Annotated in this window: 18 protein-coding genes, 2 pseudogenes and 1 riboswitch; of the genes and pseudogenes, 5 read left to right on the top strand and 15 right to left on the bottom strand. The window is 42.7% G+C overall.

Translation table 11 applies throughout. From position 1 onward, the window contains the following. Positions 1-86: 86 nt before the first annotated feature. The 10 genes and pseudogenes from thiM to OQJ75_RS21575 all read right to left on the bottom strand — a co-directional run bounded on the left by thiM (position 87) and on the right by OQJ75_RS21575 (position 8,915). On the bottom strand, positions 87-872 hold the full coding sequence (gene thiM / locus OQJ75_RS21620) for a hydroxyethylthiazole kinase (RefSeq protein ID WP_265974402.1): 786 nt from the start codon (positions 870-872) through the stop codon (positions 87-89). 28 nt (positions 873-900) lie between these two features. Next, on the bottom strand, positions 901-1,581 hold the full coding sequence (tenA, locus tag OQJ75_RS21615) for a thiaminase II (RefSeq protein WP_265974403.1): 681 nt from the start codon (positions 1,579-1,581) through the stop codon (positions 901-903). A gap of 8 nt (positions 1,582-1,589) precedes the next feature. Then, positions 1,590-2,546, bottom strand: a complete 957-nt coding sequence (locus tag OQJ75_RS21610) for an ABC transporter substrate-binding protein (protein WP_265974404.1) — start codon at positions 2,544-2,546, stop codon at positions 1,590-1,592. Positions 2,547-2,666: 120 nt separating this feature from the next. After that, positions 2,667-3,401: pseudogene (locus OQJ75_RS21605) on the bottom strand (ABC transporter permease); the annotation flags it as partial. A 103-nt stretch (positions 3,402-3,504) separates the two neighbouring features. Next, positions 3,505-4,263, bottom strand: coding sequence for an ABC transporter ATP-binding protein (locus OQJ75_RS21600; RefSeq protein ID WP_265974405.1), 759 nt, complete (start codon positions 4,261-4,263; stop codon positions 3,505-3,507). Continuing rightward, complete coding sequence (gene thiD / locus OQJ75_RS21595; protein WP_265974406.1) at positions 4,253-5,146, bottom strand: bifunctional hydroxymethylpyrimidine kinase/phosphomethylpyrimidine kinase; 894 nt, start codon at positions 5,144-5,146, stop codon at positions 4,253-4,255. The genes OQJ75_RS21600 and thiD overlap by 11 nt, the downstream gene beginning before the upstream one ends. A 96-nt stretch (positions 5,147-5,242) precedes the next feature. Beyond that, positions 5,243-5,354: riboswitch (TPP riboswitch) on the bottom strand. 98 nt (positions 5,355-5,452) lie between these two features. Beyond that, positions 5,453-6,370 carry a DMT family transporter gene (locus tag OQJ75_RS21590; protein WP_265974407.1) on the bottom strand — a complete coding sequence of 306 codons (918 nt, stop codon included), beginning with the start codon at positions 6,368-6,370 and terminating at the stop codon, positions 5,453-5,455. A 77-nt stretch (positions 6,371-6,447) separates the two neighbouring features. Further along, positions 6,448-7,188, bottom strand: a complete 741-nt coding sequence (locus OQJ75_RS21585) for a helix-turn-helix domain-containing protein (protein WP_265974408.1) — start codon at positions 7,186-7,188, stop codon at positions 6,448-6,450. 247 nt (positions 7,189-7,435) lie between these two features. Next, positions 7,436-7,687, bottom strand: coding sequence for a DUF2999 family protein (locus OQJ75_RS21580; protein WP_009844829.1), 252 nt, complete (start codon positions 7,685-7,687; stop codon positions 7,436-7,438). 130 nt (positions 7,688-7,817) lie between these two features. Continuing rightward, positions 7,818-8,915, bottom strand: coding sequence for an ElyC/SanA/YdcF family protein (locus OQJ75_RS21575; protein ID WP_260811876.1), 1,098 nt, complete (start codon positions 8,913-8,915; stop codon positions 7,818-7,820). Positions 8,916-9,399: 484 nt separating this feature from the next. On the opposite strand from OQJ75_RS21575, the gene OQJ75_RS21570 reads away from it, so the two are divergent. Next, complete coding sequence (locus tag OQJ75_RS21570) at positions 9,400-10,074, top strand: glutathione S-transferase family protein (RefSeq protein WP_265974409.1); 675 nt, start codon at positions 9,400-9,402, stop codon at positions 10,072-10,074. 182 nt (positions 10,075-10,256) lie between these two features. On the opposite strand, the gene OQJ75_RS21565 is transcribed toward OQJ75_RS21570, so the two are convergent. After that, a complete protein-coding gene (locus OQJ75_RS21565; protein WP_260256846.1) occupies positions 10,257-10,388 on the bottom strand; it encodes a hypothetical protein in 132 nt (43 codons plus the stop codon). A gap of 363 nt (positions 10,389-10,751) precedes the next feature. On the opposite strand from OQJ75_RS21565, the gene OQJ75_RS21560 reads away from it, so the two are divergent. Next, positions 10,752-11,300, top strand: a complete 549-nt coding sequence (locus OQJ75_RS21560; protein WP_265974410.1) for a mechanosensitive ion channel family protein — start codon at positions 10,752-10,754, stop codon at positions 11,298-11,300. A 131-nt stretch (positions 11,301-11,431) separates the two neighbouring features. Here OQJ75_RS21560 and OQJ75_RS21555 read toward each other — a convergent pair whose 3' ends face one another. Further along, positions 11,432-12,976 (bottom strand): winged helix-turn-helix domain-containing protein, encoded by a 1,545-nt coding sequence (locus OQJ75_RS21555; protein ID WP_265974411.1) that lies wholly within the window; start codon positions 12,974-12,976, stop codon positions 11,432-11,434. A gap of 490 nt (positions 12,977-13,466) precedes the next feature. Here OQJ75_RS21555 and OQJ75_RS21550 point away from each other — a divergent pair, with 490 nt between their 5' ends. Next, entirely contained in the window at positions 13,467-13,946 is a 480-nt protein-coding gene (locus OQJ75_RS21550; protein ID WP_102497300.1) for a porin, read from the top strand. Positions 13,947-14,364: 418 nt separating this feature from the next. Further along, a complete protein-coding gene (locus OQJ75_RS21545; protein WP_265974412.1) occupies positions 14,365-15,897 on the top strand; it encodes a DUF1566 domain-containing protein in 1,533 nt (510 codons plus the stop codon). 494 nt (positions 15,898-16,391) lie between these two features. On the opposite strand, the gene OQJ75_RS21540 is transcribed toward OQJ75_RS21545, so the two are convergent. Continuing rightward, entirely contained in the window at positions 16,392-17,315 is a 924-nt protein-coding gene (locus OQJ75_RS21540) for a LysR family transcriptional regulator (protein ID WP_171736150.1), read from the bottom strand. A 121-nt stretch (positions 17,316-17,436) separates the two neighbouring features. Between OQJ75_RS21540 and OQJ75_RS21535 the strand changes: the two genes are divergently transcribed. Next, positions 17,437-18,993 carry a carboxylesterase/lipase family protein gene (locus OQJ75_RS21535; RefSeq protein WP_265974441.1) on the top strand — a complete coding sequence of 519 codons (1,557 nt, stop codon included), beginning with the start codon at positions 17,437-17,439 and terminating at the stop codon, positions 18,991-18,993. 151 nt (positions 18,994-19,144) lie between these two features. Here the strand turns inward: OQJ75_RS21535 and OQJ75_RS21530 are convergent, their stop codons facing one another. Next, positions 19,145-19,741 carry a tyrosine-type recombinase/integrase gene (locus OQJ75_RS21530; RefSeq protein WP_069546410.1) on the bottom strand — a complete coding sequence of 199 codons (597 nt, stop codon included), beginning with the start codon at positions 19,739-19,741 and terminating at the stop codon, positions 19,145-19,147. A gap of 250 nt (positions 19,742-19,991) precedes the next feature. Next, positions 19,992-21,570: pseudogene (locus OQJ75_RS21525) on the bottom strand (hypothetical protein); the annotation flags it as partial.

The raw sequence follows: 21,570 nt of genomic DNA, 5'->3' as shown, positions 1-21,570 counted from the left end.
CCAACTCCGTTATTACTCAATTGTAGTTGCAATAACGGGGCGGACCATACATTTTAGTGAACTAAATGCTTATCGCCAAATTAAACCTACTGAATCTTCAAACGTTGAATCAGTGTCTCTTCATCTAGTTGATAGAGTTCATCGAGTAAGTTCATCTGCAAGCTACCCGGCCCACGTGAGTTCTCAGCGGCGATTTCGCCAACCACACCCAACACCGCTGCAGCAGCCAAACCAGTTTCATCACCAACAGCAGCGAAAGCACCCGTCAACGCCGTTAAGGTACAACCCATGCCCGTTACATACGGCATCATTGGGTGTCCATTGTTTAACGTCACAACACTGTCTTTAGTGACAACGTAATCTGTCTCACCAGAAATCACCACATTCGCGCCGTATTCAGCCACTAAGCATTGCGCTGCGCCTAATGCAGCATCACTGCTATCTAGCGCATCAACGCCTTTGCTCTGTGCTTGCTCACCCGCTAACGCGATAATCTCAGACGCATTACCACGAATGATCAACTTATCGGCTAAGCGTGCAATTTCACGAGAAGTCTCAGTACGCAGCGTACTTGCGCCACATCCCACAGGATCAAGAACCACAACCTTGCAGTTTGCATTCGCTTGTTCAACGGCGAAGCGCATTCTTGGCGTCCACACACTGTCGAGCGTACCGATGTTAATCACAAGCGCGCCAGAGAAAGACATCATCTCTGCCAACTCTTGCTGTGAGTGCGCCATGATAGGCGAAGCGCCAATCGCCAATAACGCATTGGCCGTGTTGTTCATCACGACGTAGTTGGTGATGTTCACCACCAGTGGCTTTTGCTCTCGTACTGCGCGCAACGATTGGATGATTTGTTCAATTAGCATGGATAAATCCTTATTCGTAAAAGTCGCTTTAAGCCGCGGTTGAGTCATTAAGTGCATTCAGACCTTGCTGCCAAAAAGCCACTTCCATACGCGTTGCCGTTTTAAAAATATGAACGATGTTCTGGCCGCGCTCACTGTTGATATCAATTTCAGCAAGCAGTTGATTGAAGTAATCCGAGCCCGTTGCTACGCCAGACTGGAACTCTTCACCGCCATACAGTTGTAACCAGCTTGCGTATGGGTTGCCTTCTAATACAGTATCGCTGCTTTCTAGAAGCGCTTTACCAATCACGGCATAACCAATTGAACACGGAGCCAATGCCGCATAAAGATCGACAAGATCACCCGTCATACCCGCATCTAGAACGTAGCGCGTGTAGGCAACAGTACCGAAATCTTCAGGTTCGTTTTCTAAATCCGATTCGGTTAAACCCCACTGACCACAGTAAGTCACATGGTGAGAGATTTCTGAATCTAGCAGAGCATGAACACTTGGCAGTGCACGACGCATGTCAGCCAGTGTCTTGGCCTTGTAAATTGCCAATGCATAAGCACGGGCATACTGTTTCAAAAACAAAAAATCTTGCTTCAAGTAATGCAGAAAACACGGTTGAGCGAGAGTGCCGTTCGCCAGCGTTTTAACAAAATCATGCTCGGTGTAGTCTTGCCAATCTTGCTGACAGGCTTGGATTAAGTCTTGGTATTTCATGAGATTCCTTAGTCAAAAGTCGGTACGTAATCAGCGGCTTTTGGTAGTGATTTGATAATGCCTTTGTCGAACATGAATTGTGCGTAATCGTCGTAACGCTTTAGGTCAACAGCAGAAGGGCGAAGTGCAAAACGAGTCAGCGTGTCATTCCATGCGCGTTGGTTAAGTTCGTTGTTCAACGTATCTGGTGAGTACGCAACAAACTCGCCCCATGACTCTTGTGGGTGGTTCACAATGTAAGTTGTTGCCTGTTCCAATGCTTTGTTGAACGCTTTGATCGCTTCATCGTCGTGCTGCTTTGCGTTCGCCACAAAGATAAGCTCATCGTAAGCTGGAACACCGTGCTCTTCTGGGAAGAATGCCTTCGCTTTAAAGCCTTCAAGTGCTAGTTGGTTCGTTTCGAAGTTACGTAAGCCACCCCAGATTGCATCTACCTTGCCCGATGCTAATGAAGACGACAGTGCCCAACCAACATTGATTGTTTGTACGTCTGAAAACGCAACATTTTCTTGAGCTAGCATGGTGCCGATGGTCGCTTCTTCGTTTCCTGCAATCGCAATACCGATCTTCTTACCCTTCAGATCCGCTAGCGAATCGTTCTTGCCGTTATCCAATACCATTAATGTATTTAGTGGCGTCGCGATAAGGGTTGATGCACGAACGAGAGGCAAGCCAGCAGCTACATCCATGGTTAAACTTGGTTGGTAAGTTACCGCTAAATCGACCTTACCTGCCGCGACCAATTTTGCTGGCGTGCTTGGGTCAGCTGGCTCTTGGATTTCAACATCTAGACCTTGGTCAGCAAAGTAGCCACGCTCTTGAGCGATAACAATCGGGCCATGGTTCGGGTTCACAAACCAATCCAACATCAATGTCAGTTTCTTTTGTTCAGAGTCCGCTAGAGCATGACCTGAAACTAGCGAAGCAGCCAGTGCCACTGCACCTACCAATTTGGTATTTTTCATAGGTAACCTTTCCTTTTGAATATTATTATTGTGTTTATAGAGCTAATTTTTAACGAAGTTTTGTTTAGATAAATAGCGTTGAGCGAAGCCTTATTAAACAAAGTGTTATTGAGTAAGCCATCACTGGTTCTCCCAAGGGATAGCTTTTTTAAGTAATTTGTCTGTGATGAAGTAGAGCGAGATAGACAGCACCGCCAAGATGAACAAGGCCGCAAACATCTCATCAATGATCATGCGCGCGTTGGCTTGCAGCATTAAGTAGCCTAGCCCTTCACTCGAACCCACCCACTCGCCGACGACCGCGCCAATTGGGGCAATCACCACCGCCACACGAATACCAGACGCCAGTGTTGGCAATGCAGCAGGCAATTGGATATAACGCAACAATTGCCATTTCGATGCACCCATCGTTTTGGCAAGATCGAGATAGCCTGTCGGTGTATTCCGTAGGCCGTCATAACAACAAGTCGTCACAGGGAAGAAGATAATGATCGCCGCCATCACGACTTTTGAAGCAATCCCATAACCCAGCCACAGCATTAACATTGGCGCAATCGCAAAAACAGGGATGGCTTGACTGGCAATTAAGATAGGCAATAGCCAACGCTTCAACGGATCAAACATCAGCATCTGCAGGGCAAAAAATAGCCCCATCGACAAACCGAGTAGCAGCCCAAGTAAGATCTCTTGTGCAGTAACCCAAGTGTGTTTGAGTAACACATCGTAACGTTCGATTAGCTTAATAAAGACTTCTGCAGGCGCTGGCAGAATGAAGCTCGGCATCTCGAAGATAACGACCACCATTTGCCATAAACCGAGAATCACAGCACTGCTGATCAGCAAACGCATTACGGGATTCATCTGGCGAGGGCGCTTAGTCGTGATCTGTGTGTTAGTTGAACTTTCTTCCATTGAGTTTTCTATCTTGGAGCTATCAGTAGCTTCGCTTCGCGTTAGATCATTCATAATCACGCTCCAATTGATCTAAGATCGCTTGCTGTAACTCAGCACATTCACCATCTAACACTCTTGGTGTGGCCGTGTTGGGCACAGATAAAGATTGAGCATTCGCAGGTGTGCCTTGCAACACATACAAGTTGTCCGCCAAACGCACCGCTTCTTGTGGATCATGGGTGATCAACACAACGGTTTTACCTTTTAACAGTCCACACGCTAAACTTTGTAGCTTATGCCTTGTTACTGCATCCAACGCAGAGAAAGGCTCATCCATCAGCACGACGGGCTTGTCTTGCATTAAGGTTCGAGCCAAAGCAACACGTTGACGCATGCCACCAGATAACTGATCCGGCATAGTAGACGCGTGATCAGCCAAACCAACCGCCGCTAACAACTCTAGTGCTTGATTGGTTTGCAGTGCTTTATCAGAAGCTGGATTTTGAAAGCGATGACTCAGGCATACATTGTCGATAACCGACAGCCACGGCAGTAACAAATCTTGCTGCGCCATGTAAGCGATGCGATCCGTTAAAGGCAATTCATCAGAGGTTGCCAATGTGCCCTGCCACTCCACTTTGTCGTCCAGCAAGCCCGCCAGATAACGCAATACCGTGGTTTTCCCGCAGCCACTTCGACCAAGCAACACCGTCCACTTGCCTGCGCTTAAGCTAAGCGACAACCCCGATAAGGTTGCGTGCTCACTGTCGTTATAACGTAAGGAGGCATTGCTGAGCTGAACGCCAACCGTATTAACGGACATTACCGTGCCCAGCGAAGAAGTGATTTACCGGGCCATGACCTTGGCCAACTTGCAACTCATCAGCGTGAGCAATCGCGCGAGAAATGTATTGTTTACCTAGGTCAACAGCCTCAGTCAGCGTGTTGCCTTGAGCTAAGAAAGAAGCAATGGCAGAAGAGAGCGTACAACCCGTGCCATGGGTGTTTTTGGTAGGAAAACGCTTCGCGCTAATCAGAGCAGATGCGGTTGGCAGAATCAGTAAATCGTTACTGTTCTCATCTTTCTCTAAATGGCCGCCTTTGAGAAGAACGGCTTTGGCACCCAGTGCGCGCAAGTCCTCAATCATGCCCTTCATTTCAGCTTCGTTTTCAGGTACTGGCTTGCCTGTTAATGCCGCGCCTTCAGGTAAATTAGGGGTGATGATGTCTGCCAGCGGAATCAGTTCTTGTTTCAGCGTCGTGATAGCTGAGTTTTCTAAAAGAAGGTCACCACTTGTCGCTACCATCACAGGGTCAATCACTAAGTGTTTAGGTTGGTACTGCTTAATTTTGTCTGCAACGACTTTGATGATCTGCGAATCCGCCAACATGCCGACTTTTACTGCCACGATATTGAGATCAGTAAAAACCGCATCTAATTGGCTTGCGACATGCTCAAGTGGGATTGGAAAAATGGCGGAAACGCCTTGGGTGTTTTGGGAAGTGATCGCGGTAATGACCGAACAAGCGAAACTACCTGTAGCAGACATGGCTTTAATATCAGCTTGGATACCTGCACCGCCGCCACTGTCTGAGCCAGCGATCGTCAATACAATCGGAGTGTTCGTTCGAATCGAACCATCAGCAGAGTGCTGTGAAACTGAGGCTTTTGGCGTTAAATCTTTTGAATTAGAACTGTGTGTCATTGTCGCTCCTACTATCTTACAAGACGTAGGAGAACGAACACTGATCGAAGGAGAAGTCGTATTAGGCTCATGAAAGTCTTCATGAGTGCAGACGTAGATCGAGTGCTTATAGTTCCCTACGCCAGTGTTAACTGAATCAGGTTCAACGGGTCTCGATTAACGATCTCAGCACACACCAAATAAGGTATATGCCCCCCGACTATTGGTAGCGATAGTAACAGCACTCTCACAACTGAGATACTGATTTTATTCAATTATAAGAATTACGCATGAATAAATTTCAATTAGGCTCAACAAAACAAATACTTATAGCGTTCCTTTAGATGGCTTCGACTGTATCAACAAGCACAGCACAATCAGAAACATACCTAGCCAACCTGTAAAAGGTATCAGCTCACCGACAACGCAGACGGCAAGCACCGCCGCAACTACCGGCTCAAACAAAGTAAGTAGATTGGCACTGCTCGCGGTCACGTGGCGTAAGCCAAAACTGAAGGCGACATAGCCCAAGCATTGTGGGATTAACGTCAGATAACTGATGACTAACAAGTTAGTCTGCGAGGAAAACAGGTTCTCACCAGTAAACCAGAGCGTTGGCAGCAACAGCATCGCACCGAGGCCAAAAATACTGCCCATCGCTGCTTGAGACTCAATATCCTTGTCTATCAGTGCTTTTGTCGCCCAAGAATAAATGGCGTAACACAACCCAGCGAGCAAACCTAAAGCAATACCCAACAGCTTGAGATCATCACCGGATTCATTCGCCGCTGAAGATTCAGAAAACACCAGCAACCCAATGCCCGCCACGCCAATGGCAAAGCTCGTGAGCCAGCGTTTGTTAATATTATTCTTTTTGCTAATAAGACACTCTAGAAGTGCAGAAAAGAAAGGCGCGGTAGCTATCGACACCACCGTGCCCATCGCGACACCCGATAACTTCATCGAAGAGTAGAAAGCCAAAGGATAGATCGCTAAAGCAAGCGCACTCGCCGCTAACAGCTTTTTGTTGAGCAAAAGCTTATCAAGTGAAGATAATATCTTTCGATACGCCAAGGCAGCCTGCATTAAGCCGCCGACGCCCATTGAAAATGCACCAATCGCTAATGGACTGAGATCAGGCGCAAAGGTTGCGGCTGTGCCTGTCGTGCCCCATAAAACAGAAGCAAACACGATGGCTAAAGTGCCCGTTTGGAATTCGTTAACGCGATTGATGGCAAGATTCATTGCTATTACCTAGTCTATTTTCATTTCTGAAATAGATAATAGTGAACATACGTTAAGTTGAGTTTGCCAAAAGGACGCTATTCTTGTTTTGGAAGACTCTCTTTCATCGAACCCAAAAACGCCCTTGGAGACATGCCAAAGTGCTGAGAGAAGCGTCGACTGAATGCAGACAAGTCGCTATAACCCACATTTTCTGCGACCAATTGAACGGGTAAATCGGTATGGCTAAGCAAGGCTTGTGCTTTCTCCATACGATAGCGAGTGATGTACTTAAGCGCACTGATTCCAATGCACTCTTTAAAACGTTTCTTAAATTGAGTGGGGCTCAAACATGCCGTTTCTGCAAGTTGAGATATAGAGAGAGGTTGGGCGTAATTATCCGCAATGAGCCTTTGCACTGCGCGAATACGAGGGTCGATGCTCTTGCTTACTTGTTGTTGCTCTAACAACAGTGAAAACACATCCAAGATGGATGACTCAATACCACTGTCGACTTGATATTCCAACTGCTTTTCAACAAACAACAAGAAGTTCATTAAAGGTGGCGTGACAGTAAACACCGAGAGCTCATGCTCTAACAAGTGCTGCGGTAACTCCACCATATCTGCGACAATAAACCGTGCCGCTTCATCCGCCTTAAACGCATGCGCTGTGGTTACCGGAATCACCACACATTCACCGACAGAAACCTTGCCAACATACCCCACCATTTCAATGCTAATACTCCCCTGAATAGGCAGCACCAGTTGATGGTAGCTATCATGGGCATGAGTATTAAATTGCTTGGTGTAAGATCGAATGCTTAAGCTAGATTTCATGAGCAACGCCGGAATTCAGTTTATTGAAACATGAGTGTTAAAACGAAATTACATGATTTAAGCGAGGGAGTCACATCGGGCTAGTGTTTTTGTCGTCTCCCCTGCTTACCCGTTTCTATGAAGGATCAAAAAAGCCGTTTAAGCATTGATACTCAAACGGCTTTTTACTGGAGTCAAATTCGCAATCTCAAGAACAGTTAACCGAATAGGTTATCGCTCCCTAACAAAATCGCTCATTCACACTCGATTATTTTTGAAGTTGCTCTTTAGCGGCTTCAACCTTAGAAAAATCTAGGCCAAGCTCTTCAACTGCTTCTTTGATTAGCGCAGGGTTTTGCATTACCTGACCCATCAGCATTTGAAGCTTATCTTGTGGTAAACCAAGTTGGCTGATTGTCGCCATTGCTGCAAGAGGGTTCTCGGTCAACGTCTTGAATATCTCGCTGATCTGCTCGTCGCTAATATTGTTCTCTTTCAACATTGCTAAAATCGGGTTCATTTTTTTGCCTTTGAAACACTAAATTAAGTAGGAGCACAGCATACCATCTAGCTGTGCTCGATTGTACTAACAAGTGACGCTTTGGTTTAACGCGAACCGCACTTTTCCCAAACGCAAATAATGCTTGAGCTTAACGAGATTCCAGTGGGTAAGAACGGTAGCTCCACATGCCATAAGTTCTTAAAGCATCACGGTAGATACCTAATAGCTCACCACTGCTCGCTTTCTTAAGATCTTCTAGCGGCTTGTCTGGGTAAGAAACCGTATCAAAGGTGATACCCTGAGGGCCAGTTTGCCAGCTAGCGATTTCAAATAGAGTTTGACCACGACGAACATGGCTTGCCGAGCTGATAATGGTCGCGTGCTTAATATCATGGCGAGCAAGCGCGTAACTACTGAACAAGGCATTACCTACCGTGCTGGTCGCGTAGTTCTCTTCAATGATGCGATCTTTGCTTACCCCTTTTTCGATAAGCCAATCCGCCATCAATTTGCCTTCTGTCTTATGATTCTTAGGCACACCACCTGTTAGCACGATCATCGCATCTGGGTTCGCTTTCGACATTGCTAATGTGGTTTCAAGGCGTTCAATCAAGATTTGATGCATAGAACCATCAGGGTTAAGCGCGTAGCCCAAAGTAACAATCGCGCCGTGTTCATCCAATAACCCTTTGTCCGCCGACTCTTTCAGTGGTGTTTCTAGCACGCGATCAACCGTAGCAAAAATACGCTTGATGTCTTCTGCTTTGCCCTTGTTCAGGCTTTCCAGTTTCTCCATGTGCTTAATCGATTCACTGTCATTGCCTTCGAATCTCTGCCAAACCGCAAGATACGCGTGCAAGTCGACATCGTCTGGCGCAACCGTCAATGCTTGTTCAAACAACTCAATCGCACGCTCAGCATTCTTGTTGTAGATCTGAGCGTTCGCTGCCGAGATCAACAAATCAGTACGGTAAGGTTCTAGTTGGTATGCCTCTAACAATCGGTTAGTCACAATTTCCATGTTACTTGGCATTTTAGCCGTGAAGCCCGCGTGGGAAATTCTTGCCGGAGACTTAAACGCCTGCAACGCATCAAGAAGTAGTTGGTCGACAACTTGTCGCTTAGTTACCAACTGAGCGTAGTCAGCAGAAGCCTGCACAGCGCCATCGTTAGCAGCAAAAGAGTAAGGTGTCGCGCCAAAAGCGAGCATGCCACCAAGAGCGAGGGCAATAATGTTCTTTTTCATGGAAAGATCCTGTGTCGTTAAGTGTTCACATCAGATTTGCTCACCAATGTAAGCCTCCAAGATTAAAAAACCGTGAACCAAACCTTACTCTCCGAGGTTAATATTCATTTGTTGCATAAGGTGTGGCTGCAGATCACGATTTTATGCGCCAGAGTAAGCTCAACTATCCAGATAGCTTCGAGTTATGAGGAGCTACCTTGATGTCTTTGGAATATTTAACTTCGAATCCCACCTGCCTATTCCATCTAAATCCGTAAGTTTCGAAGCCCTGTCTTATTTCTAAATGTGCGTTTTATGTTTATTATTTCAGTAACTTAAAACGCCACCTCTCTACAAGTCGACGCTCATTCACGTTTGCTCAACCAAGTTCAAAAAGCACAGAGTGTGATATCAAATCAGTCAATTCACAGAAAATTCAAAAATCAGCCATTGAACGATCGTTCAAGTGGTGCTTTAATGAATGACCAATACAAGGAGTTACCCCATGCTTAAGTTCTATTTTCACCAAACACCCAACCCAATGAAGATCGCTCTGTTTTTGGAAGAGACAGGCCTAGATTTTGAACTTGTTCCTGTCGATACCTTAAAGGGTGAGCAACACACACCGGAATATCGCTTAATAAACCCGAACGGTAAAACACCAGCCATTGAAGACGAAGGACAACGCGTGTTCGATTCGAACGCTATCCTTCTGTACCTATCAGAGAAGACTGGCAAACTAGGTGGTCAGCCGGAAGATAGAGCTGAACTGCTCTCTTGGATGATGTTTGTCGCAAGCGGTCTTGGTCCTTATTCTGGTCAATCGGTACACTTCCGCCATGCTGCTCCAGCAGGCTTAGATTACGCTGTGAACCGTTACCTACGTGAAGCACAACGTCATTACGAAGTGCTAGAAAAGCATATGGAAGGTCGTGAATTTATCGTCGGAAATGAGTACACCATTGTCGATGTCGCTGCATGGGGTTGGATTGATAAAGCACCTGTCGTGCTTGGTGAAGAAGGCTTAGAGCCATACCCGAATTTGAAGCGCTGGTTTAACGCAATCAACACTCGCCCTGCTGCACTGCGTGCTCGCGAAATCGGCAAAGGCATTGAGTTTAAAACCGAACGTGATGAAGAGGCGCTTAGAGCGTTATTCCCGTCTAACTTCGCTGAATAACAGTAACAGTAACAGTAACAAGAACTCTATTACCGACACTCACCAGTTAAGCGTTCAGAACATGAATACGAAGCTCAGTTCCGTGCTGAGCCGTATTGTCAAAACAGAGCTTGATTGGTGAGCTAAGCTCGTTCTTCAATCCAGTTCGCCTGCTATCAAGTTTGCCTGTTATAAAGCAATTCTTATCTATTTCCTTTAAAGCCTTTAGAAGCAGTACCGATTCTCGATTTCAAGCGTGTAGAAACAGACGTTGCGCGAATACGACCAACCACTGTCCAGAAAATAACAAATTGAGTAATGAGTAAGGTCAACATCTTAAAAGAACCTCATCTCTAACGGCTTTGACTGCTTGGTTTTTCGCCTTTTATGAATATAAATAAACACTAATTTTATAACTATGATTGTCATGACTAACTCGATGAAGAACAAAGGAGCGCTTATTCTACAAATTGAATGATATTAGGCATCACAGAAGACTTATATATCAGTTATAAAAATATAAACAAAAAATAAAGTAATACCTATCAATAACTTATTACTAATAATCCATATCGACAATGTTTGTGGAAATCAAAAAGACTTCTATTCATTTCTCGCATTATAAAACGATAATCGTTTGATGATGCGCACACTCAAGCAACGATGCACAATAACGGCTCATCACAATTGAGGTCGTTATGCCGAACTTTCTAGTCCACATTTTTAATACACTAAAGCAATATGATTTGCTGCTTGCCCTTGTATTTATTCTTGCCTATTGGCTTCTCAAGCGCTTTATTTCGACGACCGTTATCAACCTTGCACAGGTAAAGTCTGTCGCGACGACACGCACAATGTTCATCATTCGCTGCTTCAACATTTTCTCGTTCATACTGTTGTGTGCGACCTATATCATCGTCAGTGGGATTGGCTATGGAAACTTCACCATTTTCATCTCGTCCTTGGTGACCGTTTTTGGCGTCGCTTTCATCGCCCAATGGTCAATTCTCAGTAATATCACCGCGAGCTTTCTGATCTTCTTTGTATTCCCTTACCGAATTGGCGATTCAATAATTGTTGCAGATGGTGATGATATCGAAGGAAAGATACTTGAGATTAAGATGTTTCATACCCTAATCAAGCACCCAAGCGGTAACTTAATTGCTTACCCGAATTCTCTGCTATTGCAGAAAAGCGTAACTAAGGTATTAAAAAAGAACTCTCCACGTACAGAAAGGCCTCGGTAACCGAGGCCTTGTCATGTAATAGAGAAACAAAACGCGCTATTTCGATTTCGATTGCTGTTTCTAGTGCGATTGCTATTTCCAGTGCGGCTGCTAATTCTACGGCTACCGCTTTTATCTGCTTTTAACTTTCACTATTTACCGTCGACGTCGAGTTTGACGCCCTGAAGTTGTTCAATCAGTTTGTCTAAATTACTGTCAAAGAACAGCGGACCAGCTAGCGTCAATGCAGTCGGTGAAGAGGTATTTTGTGTCGCTTGCAGATACAGCTCTTTGGCACCCGTGATATGGCCACGTGCCTCTTCTGCTTTAGCCATTAACAAATAAGTCAGAGGCGTCTGTTGATTGTAAGGAATCGACAACAAGATCTTTAACGCCTTATCAGGCTCACTTTGAGACAGCGCTAATATTGCGTTCGCTTCACAAACACGAGGATTGTTTCCTCGCTTAAGAATGGCAGACAAAGACGAGGAATATTGCTCGTTCAACGCCTTAATTCTAGGTTGAATATTTTCCTCATCTTTAGAGAAAACCGCCAACACTTCACTGATGTAGCTCACCGAAATAGCATAAGCGTTATCTGGAGCCAGTGCTCTGGCCTCTCGAAAATACTTAAGCGCCTTATCAAAATCCACAGTGCTATAAGAAACCCCAGTCGCAGACATCAACGCCTTGACCGATTCTTTATCCTGTGGGAACACAGAAATATTGCGCTGTAACTCTTCTTCAGACACATCGATATACATAGCACGCAATAGATCGTCGATCATCGCTGGAAACGTTTCATGGAAACGAGCAAAGTTGGTGGAATAACGGCGATTCAAATGCACGCCTCCCGACGCTCGGTTAACATACTTCACCAATAAACGAGTTTTCTTACCGTCACTGCTTTTCGCCGTTGAGATATTAAACTCAATCGCGGCCAACTTCTTATGCTCATCAGACTTAACTACTCTGATATTGCTATAAAAACCAATATGTTCAATCAGTTTAATTACGATTCCATAGAGCTCTGGCTGCGCCTTAACTTCTTCCGTTACATTCAGTACAACATAACGAAATTCATAATGACTTAATGAGTGAGTCGAGCTTGCTTGCGAAGGACTTTGTTTATTCTGATAAAACCACATATATGATGATTGTAAAACGATGACAACCGCCAAAAACGCCAGTATGTAATGCAGTTTTCTACTTCTTGGAGAATTTTCTGATGGCTTTACATAACCCTCTTCTCGGCCTTCTCTTTCGACAAACTCTTGGCTTTCAGGCGCTGATTGGCGTCCATTAACATCAAGCTGATCTGGTTTTTGGAGAGTTGGTTTTTGGAAATCAGGTTTTTGGAGCTCTACTTTCTCAACTTTCACTTCACCATCAAATCGGTAACCACGCTTTGGAACAGTAACAATATAACTGCTTGTCCTTTTACTGTGTGTTTTCAGAACTTTTCGTAGTTCAAATACCGCTTGGGTGACAACTTGATCGGTTAATACACTGCCATTCCAAACCTCTTCAATTAACTCATCACGCGTATGAGTCAAACCCGGGTTCAAACATAAGAACTCAAGCAATTTAGTGAGACGGTTATCAATCGTAATACACGAATCTGCAAACTGAATCTGCCCTTCGTTAGGCATAAACTGCCACTCATCTACGATAAAACTGATGTTTTTCTCAAGCATTCACGTTCACTCACTCTTTATGGCTCTTCTTATCGTCTAAACATAGCTTCAATCCAATGATTTTGCTGATAATTTCGACCTGCTGTGTGTGATTTTTCACAATTTTCGTTTCAGCAGACATCATTCACAGGCATTTCCATAAAATTGACGGCGGTTATCGTGAAAACTCAGAACAAGAAAAAAATAACACGAGTAACCCTAAAATTTTCTCAATTTAAATAGAGACTAACTAACTGTAATAGTTAACTTTATATTTTCTTGATATTGAAGTTATGAAACTTTATGAACTGGTGAGCTTTACGTTATGTCAGCGAATCACAAAATCTGCATGATAGCTCCACACCGCAAGTGAGGGGCGACATGCAAACGAGAAAAAGGCATAACGTTCCCTGTAGTCACTTGCAATAAGGACATAATAATTGATGTAGACACATCACCCGCTGACGGATTAGGGAACATTAGTTAACCTTTATATTAAGAGCTTTAAACCATGAAACTGAACAAATTTATTCTTCCTATCGCTGCTATCTTCTTCGTAACTCAAGCAAGCGCTGACCCATACATTGGTGCTAGCTACCTATATTCTGAGTACCAAGCTGAAAGCGACAATACAGATTTCAGTGATGAGAATAGCGGCTACAGCCTCTACATAGGCTACCAGATTAACGACCTACTATCGGTTGAAGCTGGATACGCGGATTTTGTTGATACACACAAAGACTTCGAACACATTTATTCAGATGCATGGTTAGCAAGTACAAAACTAACACTACCTATTACGATTTTTGACGTATACGGTCGTTTAGGTATCGGTCACTTCCAAAGTAACCTAGGTGATACAGACGACATTTACTACGGTGTGGGTACGGGTGTTACTCTAGGTCCTGTTCGTGTTGCACTGGAATACACCATGTACGAAGCAAAAATCGTAGACAACAGTTACGCACTCAGTGCTGAATTCCGCTTCTAATAGGGTAAACATTAAGGCTCCCTAGCCTTCCCTACACAATGAACACCATCAAGCCTCTGACATACCATCAGGGGCTTTTTGCGTTGAATTTGAAACCGAACATGATGGAGAAGCGAAACGAGCACTGTTTACTTCGAATTATGAGACGTAGAAGAGACTTGAGGCTTAACCGTTTGAAATTGGAGTTTTTTTCAAACCTTACTATAACCTTATTGTTAAGCTAATTGTCGCCTAATAACAAAGAGGAAATTTTTATTTAAGTAGGCCTCGAATTTTATATACCTAATTTCGTTAGCTCTAATCAGTGCTGTAAAAATATGTAAATTCAATTTTCAATTTAATTCTCATTGATACTCTATACCTTGTTTTCCCTTTACCTATCTACGCTTTTTTCAACACACTTCATAAGAAGGAATTTATGAAAATACTCCTACTCAGGTTTATTGTTTTAATGACATTGATAATGAACTCAGTTCATGCGGAAGATAAGCTTACTGCTACTATCATTGGATCTGGCTCGCCTATTTACAATGAAAATCGCGTGAGCTATGCAATAGTCGATACCGGACAAAGAAAATCGTACAACAATAATGCAGTGATACCATCTCCAGTTAGTGGGAATGATTTTTATGGTCAGGATTCCAACTACAGCTCGAACCAACCTTCATACACAGACAATAATGATGGCACTATCACCGATAATGTTACCGGCTTAATCTGGCAAAAACACATGGGGGAAAAGCTTAGTTACGATGAAGCATTGCTCAAAATAAGCAGTCTGAATTTGGCAGGTCATGATGACTGGCGCATTCCTACCATTAAAGAACTCTATTCACTTATTCAGTTCTCAGGTCAAGTTAAAGGGCAAAAAGCGATCACACCTTTCATTGATACGAGTTTCTTTAACCAACCTCTCGGTAATACACAGATTGGTGAGCGAGAAATTGATGCACAAACTTGGTCCAGTACTGAGTATGTTGACAAGACCATGCAAAATGATGATACGGTTTTTGGGGTTAATTTTGTTGATGGTCGTATCAAAGGTTACCCAAAGTTTAACCCTCGCACCAAAGAGCCGAATAAAATGTACTTTAGGTTTGTTAGAGGGAATAAGGTCTACGGTAAAAACAACTTTATTGATAACAATAATGGCACCATCACCGATTTAGCGACAGGTTTAACTTGGCAACAGGAAGACAGCAAAGTAGGTTTGAATTGGCAAGAAGCACTAGAGTATTCAGAAAACCTAACATTAGCAGACCAGACTGATTGGCGTTTACCGAATGCAAAAGAGTTACAAAGCATTGTGGATTATACTCGCTCGCCTGAATCCTCTAACTCAGCAGCCATCGACCCTATTTTCTACACATCTCCAATAACAAATGAAGCTGGTGAAAAAGACTACCCTTATTATTGGAGTTCAACCACTCACCTTGATGGCCCCACCCCAGAGTCTGGCGCAGTTTATGTGTCTTTTGGTAAAGCTTTGGGTCAAATGCATGGAAACATAATGGATGTACACGGTGCGGGTTCCCAGCGTAGTGACCCTAAAGCGGGCCAACCGATGTCACGTGGTCCACAAGGCGATTATATTCGGGTTGATAATTATGCGCGTAGTGTAAGAAGCGGTTATGGCGACTTCGCAGAGCATGCAAACACGCTACCTCAGGCTGAAAAGGTCAACGAATATACTACGAGGGATGCAAGTGTAAGCAGCCAAGTTCGCTCAGGAAGTCAAACTCATAACCACAATAAAAACCAGAGCAATAAGTTCATCAATCGATTGGATAAAAATGGTGATGGAAAAGTATCATCTTCTGAATTTAAGGCAGGCACCAAGCGTTTTAATCATTTAGATAAAAATAAAGATGGTTATATCACCGTAAATGAAGCACCAACTTCGCCCCGACACGCCGCCAATAACAGGCGACATTTGGCTGCCTCACCATAAGATGTATTGATGACCAATTAGCCGGCGCCTTGACCTGGAGGCTTTTTTCATGCTTAACGCAAGGCTTCCCATCAGTACACCGGAACTTAATATCATCTATTTAAAATCCAAATAGTTCTGCCGTAAAGCAACCATATCTTGATATCGTATAGGACAACCATAATTTGATATTTTTGTGAATCGAATATATCAGTAAAGCTACTGCGGTGAGAAAGTTACTTTAAGTTTTCCGGCACAAACACCTCGTCACTCCTCATTCGCGGGGCTTCATCCTTTGTCTAAACGCCAACAGCACTAGCAAAGTTTTGGACAATTGTGAGTTACGAACGAGCGGACAAGCTGAACTTTCACATAACTTCTAGTATCGCAATTATGCAGCAGTCTAAATTAACTCATTCATTACATGTTGATATTACGAAACCTTTAAAAGGATAGAAGTAACTAACCGATTAGGTAGGGCAACATTGTTGCTTGGCTTCATTGCCCACATAGCTTCATGGATCAATATTACGCATTTGATCATGCTTAATCGATAAATCTTCTTGCAAAAAATCCAACAAGTATCGATGTAACTTAGGCTGATATTGTCTTGAGGGATACAGCGCCCATATGCCAACAGAGTTCACATGACAGTCTGTTAGCAGAATAGTGAGAGCTCCAGCTTGTGCTTCATTGTCAATAAAAGGCAGAGGTAAACACGCTATACCTTTGCCATTAATCGCTGCATTAAGAAGTATGGAACTATCATTTACAGAGTAGTTACTTGTGACCGTCACATTAATAGGCTGAGCAGATTTAGAACCGGCTTTAGGAACAAACAGCCAATCATGGCCTATTCGTTTGTGGATCAAGCAATTGTGATCGAGTAAATCTTCGGGAGATAAAGGAGCGCCATGTTCTGCTAGATATTGAGGAGAAGCGCAAACCACCGACGGGCAATCAGCCAATTTCTTTCCAATTAAAGATTCGGGTAGGTCGTTACTTAATTCAATTGCCATATCAATTCCATGTTTAATCAAATCCAGTGAATGATTCGACAACGTGAGATCGACTACAATTTCTGGGTACTTAAGCATGAATCTCTCAATAGCTTGAGCAAGATAAAGCTGACCAAATGAAATACTCGTTACCAGGGATATTCGACCTTTGGGCTGAGATTGTTGCTCTTGAGCAAGGCTATATAACCGGTCATTTTGCTTCAAAATATTTTGGCAAAAAGGTAATAACTCTCGACCTACATTTGTAATTCCTAGGCTTCTTGTTGAACGATATAATAAACGGACACCTAGCGATTTTTCTAACGCAGCGATGTGGCGAGTCGCCATGGAGCGTGATATTCCTAGCTCTTCAGAGGCCGCAGTTAGGCTACCTAATTCCACAATAGAAACAAATACTTCCATCGATATGATTCTATCCATACACCCTCAACAGTTCGATTTATGCAACAATCTATTGACGTATAGCATATATATCAACTTCAAACTAGGATTTATACTGACCTTATATTCCAATACCGAGCCGAATAAAATGAAAAAAACAATGATGCTAGTCGCATGCCTTAGTACAGGTTTAATTCAAAGTAATACACTATTTGCCCAGATTCAAAATCCTGAAAGCTCAACTTTGGTAATCATTGAGTCTGGTAAACTTATGGGAAGCAACCATGATGGCGTGGCCACATTTTATGACGTCCCATATGCGCAAAACCCTTTTAAGGCAGATCGCCGATTTCAAGCACCGCAAGCATACGAAACTTGGAACGGATTATTAGATGCAACAAAAGCAGGTCAACCTGTCCCACAGCCTAGCCGAGATAAAAACACCACCTTGGTGGGGGCTCCCGATGATCTAACTCTGAACATATGGACACCTATGAGTGCCGTTGCTACCAACAACAAGGCATCAAATAAAAAACTGCCAGTCATTGTATGGATCCCTGGAGGCGCATTCATCCGAGAAGATGCAGCAGAGTTAGCCTACGACGGAACAAGCTTTGCTCAGAATGACGTGATTGTTGTAACGATCAATTATCGTGTAGGCGTTGATGGTTTTATGCACCTAGAGGGCGCACCTGATAATCGCGGCATTCTTGATCAGATCATGGCTCTTGAGTGGGTACAAAAGAACATCGAAGATTTTGGTGGAGACCCTAGCCAAGTTACTGTTGCAGGTCAATCTGCTGGGGCAGAAAGTGTTGCCATTTTATTGGGTACCGAAAAAGCAGAAGGCCTATTCCAGAAAGCCATTATGCAAAGTCCTCCAATGGCATTTTTAACTCAGAAAGAAGCTCAGAAAATCACACAAAGCTATACCAAAAAACTGAATATTCCAGCCACCGTTGAAGGCTTATCGACGGTTCCATTTCCTGAATTAGTTAAGAACGTTATTGATATGGGTTATACCATACAAGATCGTGGCAAATGGGGAATGCTATCGTGGGGAGGCACCGCATTTTTGCCCGTTGTTGATGGGGATATCATTGTCGAGTCTCCAATGAAAGATCTCACCAAAGCTTCACCTTCTATTCCAGTCATCGTTGGTAGTACAGCTCAAGAGTCACGACTGTACATGGTGCCAAGTGGTGCCGTTAACAATACGACCGAAGAAACGAAGTCACTATTATTATCTGACTTGTCATTGGAAGGTTGGCCTGCGGATGTGTATTCAACAGAAGACAATGGAAAATCCATTGGAGACACTTTTGCCGATATCAAATCTGATTTTACCTTTAGAATGCCAGCACTGCACATTGCTCAACAGTTAACTAAAAACGACAACAATGTTTGGCATTATAATTTTTCTTGGATGTCACCTGCGTTTGATGATCAATTAGGAGCCGCACACTTTGTTGACGTGCCGTTTGTGTTTAATACCACTGACAATGAACAAGCAAAAAGACTTGTCGGCTCACAACCTCCAGTTGAACTTATTAATACCATGCACAAGCAATGGCTAAGATTCATCAAGACAAGCAAAGCTGATTGGTCTCCATACAACTTATCAGAACGACCAACAATGCAATTTGATGTTAAACCGAAACAGATCAATGACCCTAATAGCTCGGTTCGAAAATTGTGGGAAGATTTTGAATTCTAAGTGAAACGATTCAAATATTGGATGATGGTTGTTGACATAATTCAGATTAGAAAAACTAGGTCATCACGTGGCTTGGTTTTTCTGTTGATAGATTTAACTAAAAGATAACGGGGCACAGGCTTTTCAGGAGAAAAGCCTGTATCAGCAAGCCTCAGCAGTCTGTTTGCTCTGAGAGCCTCAGAGCGTCTTCCAGTTCCACTCCAAGGTAACGAATAGTGTTATCTAGCTTCGAGTGCCCCAGTAAAATCTGTACCGCTCTGATGTTTTTTGTTTTGGCATAGATCAAGGTTGCTTTAGTACGGCGCATGGAATGAGTGCCATAGTAGTCCGCATTCAATCCAAGTTTTACTGCCCAGTTCCTGATAATCGATCGATAGAATGAGTAGCTGATAGGTTGTCCTTTTCGGCGACCACTTGGAAACAAAAAACTGCTTGCCTCTAAGGATGCCGAGTAGATCCATCGGCTAATACTTTGTTGTGTTCTCGGGGTAATCTCGTAGTGGACGTCGGTGCCAGTTTTTTGCTGGATGCATTGAACCCTTTCATAGATTACACCTTGCGAAGAAACATCATATACATGCAGCCTTAGTAAATCACTTGCCCTTAATTTGCTATCAATGGCTAAGTTCAATAGTGCAAGCTGCATTAGGTCGCTTTCAAGCTCTAGCCTAGTTCTAATTCGCCAAATTTCTTCCAACTTGAATGGTCGTTTAATGCCGCTGCATTTTCCTGAAGATAACTTTCTCATGTTGACCTCCTCTTCGATATTATTGGTCAACATAAAGTCTGGCTATAAACTGAAACTGTTCCAGCCTGATAGCCATCGATCACGCAGTAGTTCAGGGTGCTCAGAATCATCCGTGGACATTTCCGTGTTACGAATTTCACATGAGTCTGTTTTTTCGGATAACTTATACTTAGTCAAAAAAGTTAACAATCTACAAATCGAAGGCCAAATTTTCTAATACAGTACACTACGTAAAAATTAGTAAATATAATTACTCAAATTGATCCGGTATACCATTATCATCAATATCAGTAAAATCTATAAATACCGTATTTGAAAACCCTGCATCACTTAAGTCATTATAATCAAGAACTAATTTATTAGATACGCTATCAGTAGATTGTAAAAATGATGTTTTATAGTTTCCTGTTTTTGAACCATTTGGTAATGTAATTCTTGACTCCCACTCATTATTTGTATCGTTCATTGAAATTATGCGGAGGTAATCGTCATAATTAATACCATTAGGAGAGGTATTTCTTACATAAACACTTTTAATCCCTGATTCATCATATACCTTAGCTTTTGATATCAATTCTATGTGATTCGTAACATGGTTATATTTTGCCGTTAGTGAAAAAGATTGAACTGTAGGTAGTTCACTATCCCCGGGAGAGTTATTCAAGTATATAGGTTGAATATTGTTCTCATTTAACCAAACTATTGATTTACTATAATTTCCGGCTAGATCATAAATCCTCACTGTATTAATCTCATAGTCACCTGACGGGGAGTTAAGAGGTAACTGCATAGTAATTTCCGAACTATCCGATAAAATACCACTGTAATCAAAGTAACCTTTTACTTGAATACTATCTCCAGTCGGCGATGTCAATTCAATAATATATTGTTGTTCCAATCCACTTAAATTATCACTAGCATTTATTTCGAACTCAATATTCCAATGATCATTTAGAATAAATGGCGGTTCGAACGAAAATGTTGATAATTGCGGCACTATATCATCACTATCTGAGTTTTCAACTGTAGTTTTATAAGCATAACCTTGCTGATAAAGATAATTACCAGAGAACTCTATTGACGTATTTGATTGAGTATAAAGCTCAATCGTCTTAATTTCGTAAACATCTGACTTTGCATGCTTTGATAATGAAATAGAGTCTTCAAAAATACGTTCACCTTTATTTTTATAAAGATTAACTCTTGTTTGGCTCTGGTTAAAAGTCCAATAAACTACAGATATTCGAGTAGAATTTAAAAAATTATCGGATACTTTAATTTTTAATTGTAAGCCATGTTCGTTTTCATTGCTTTTGTATGACTGGAATAAAATAGATTGCAAATCCATATTTGAATTTCTTGATGCATTGTCCCCTAGACCATCAAAATCAGTATCTTTCCATTCTTGAGAATCTAACGTAAATGCATCGTTATCATTTAAAAAACCATCGTTATCAATATCTGTATCGGTGTTATTTCCTAGACCATCATTATCAGTATCAACACTCTCTGTTTCGTCAAGGGGAAAGTCATCTTCGTTATCGTTTATTCCATCATTATCACTATCAGCAGCAAATGGGTCTGTACCATCGTATAGTTCTTTATTATCGCCAACCCCGTCACCATCACTATCTTTACTTTCAGTTTTATCTAATGGGAATGCATCGTCCTTATCAGAGACACCATCACCATCGGTATCACTTAATAATGGATTGGTACCGTTTTCTGTTTCGACAGTATCAGGTAGCCCATCGTTGTCATCATCCAAGTCAGTATTATTACCTTGACCATCGTGATCAGTATCAATCGTTTCGGTTTTATCTAATGGG

The organism is Vibrio sp. 14G-20, from assembly GCF_026241515.1.
GTDB lineage: Bacteria > Pseudomonadota > Gammaproteobacteria > Enterobacterales > Vibrionaceae > Vibrio.
The sequence above is the reverse complement of the archived record's forward strand: the minus strand, read 5'-3'. Positions and strand labels throughout refer to the sequence as shown.

Bases quoted from the DNA above. Each gene is read 5' to 3' on its own strand.
- thiM (WP_265974402.1), bottom strand. From the start codon at position 872: ATGCTAATTGAACAAATCATCCAATCGTTGCGCGCAGTACGAGAGCAA.
- tenA (WP_265974403.1), bottom strand. From the start codon at position 1,581: ATGAAATACCAAGACTTAATCCAAGCCTGTCAGCAAGATTGGCAAGAC.
- OQJ75_RS21610 (WP_265974404.1), bottom strand. From the start codon at position 2,546: ATGAAAAATACCAAATTGGTAGGTGCAGTGGCACTGGCTGCTTCGCTA.
- OQJ75_RS21600 (WP_265974405.1), bottom strand. From the start codon at position 4,263: ATGTCCGTTAATACGGTTGGCGTTCAGCTCAGCAATGCCTCCTTACGT.
- thiD (WP_265974406.1), bottom strand. From the start codon at position 5,146: ATGACACACAGTTCTAATTCAAAAGATTTAACGCCAAAAGCCTCAGTT.
- OQJ75_RS21590 (WP_265974407.1), bottom strand. From the start codon at position 6,370: ATGAATCTTGCCATCAATCGCGTTAACGAATTCCAAACGGGCACTTTA.
- OQJ75_RS21585 (WP_265974408.1), bottom strand. From the start codon at position 7,188: ATGAAATCTAGCTTAAGCATTCGATCTTACACCAAGCAATTTAATACT.
- OQJ75_RS21580 (WP_009844829.1), bottom strand. From the start codon at position 7,687: ATGAACCCGATTTTAGCAATGTTGAAAGAGAACAATATTAGCGACGAG.
- OQJ75_RS21575 (WP_260811876.1), bottom strand. From the start codon at position 8,915: ATGAAAAAGAACATTATTGCCCTCGCTCTTGGTGGCATGCTCGCTTTT.
- OQJ75_RS21570 (WP_265974409.1), top strand. From the start codon at position 9,400: ATGCTTAAGTTCTATTTTCACCAAACACCCAACCCAATGAAGATCGCT.
- OQJ75_RS21565 (WP_260256846.1), bottom strand. From the start codon at position 10,388: ATGTTGACCTTACTCATTACTCAATTTGTTATTTTCTGGACAGTGGTT.
- OQJ75_RS21560 (WP_265974410.1), top strand. From the start codon at position 10,752: ATGCCGAACTTTCTAGTCCACATTTTTAATACACTAAAGCAATATGAT.
- OQJ75_RS21555 (WP_265974411.1), bottom strand. From the start codon at position 12,976: ATGCTTGAGAAAAACATCAGTTTTATCGTAGATGAGTGGCAGTTTATG.
- OQJ75_RS21550 (WP_102497300.1), top strand. From the start codon at position 13,467: ATGAAACTGAACAAATTTATTCTTCCTATCGCTGCTATCTTCTTCGTA.
- OQJ75_RS21545 (WP_265974412.1), top strand. From the start codon at position 14,365: ATGAAAATACTCCTACTCAGGTTTATTGTTTTAATGACATTGATAATG.
- OQJ75_RS21540 (WP_171736150.1), bottom strand. From the start codon at position 17,315: ATGGATAGAATCATATCGATGGAAGTATTTGTTTCTATTGTGGAATTA.
- OQJ75_RS21535 (WP_265974441.1), top strand. From the start codon at position 17,437: ATGATGCTAGTCGCATGCCTTAGTACAGGTTTAATTCAAAGTAATACA.
- OQJ75_RS21530 (WP_069546410.1), bottom strand. From the start codon at position 19,741: ATGAGAAAGTTATCTTCAGGAAAATGCAGCGGCATTAAACGACCATTC.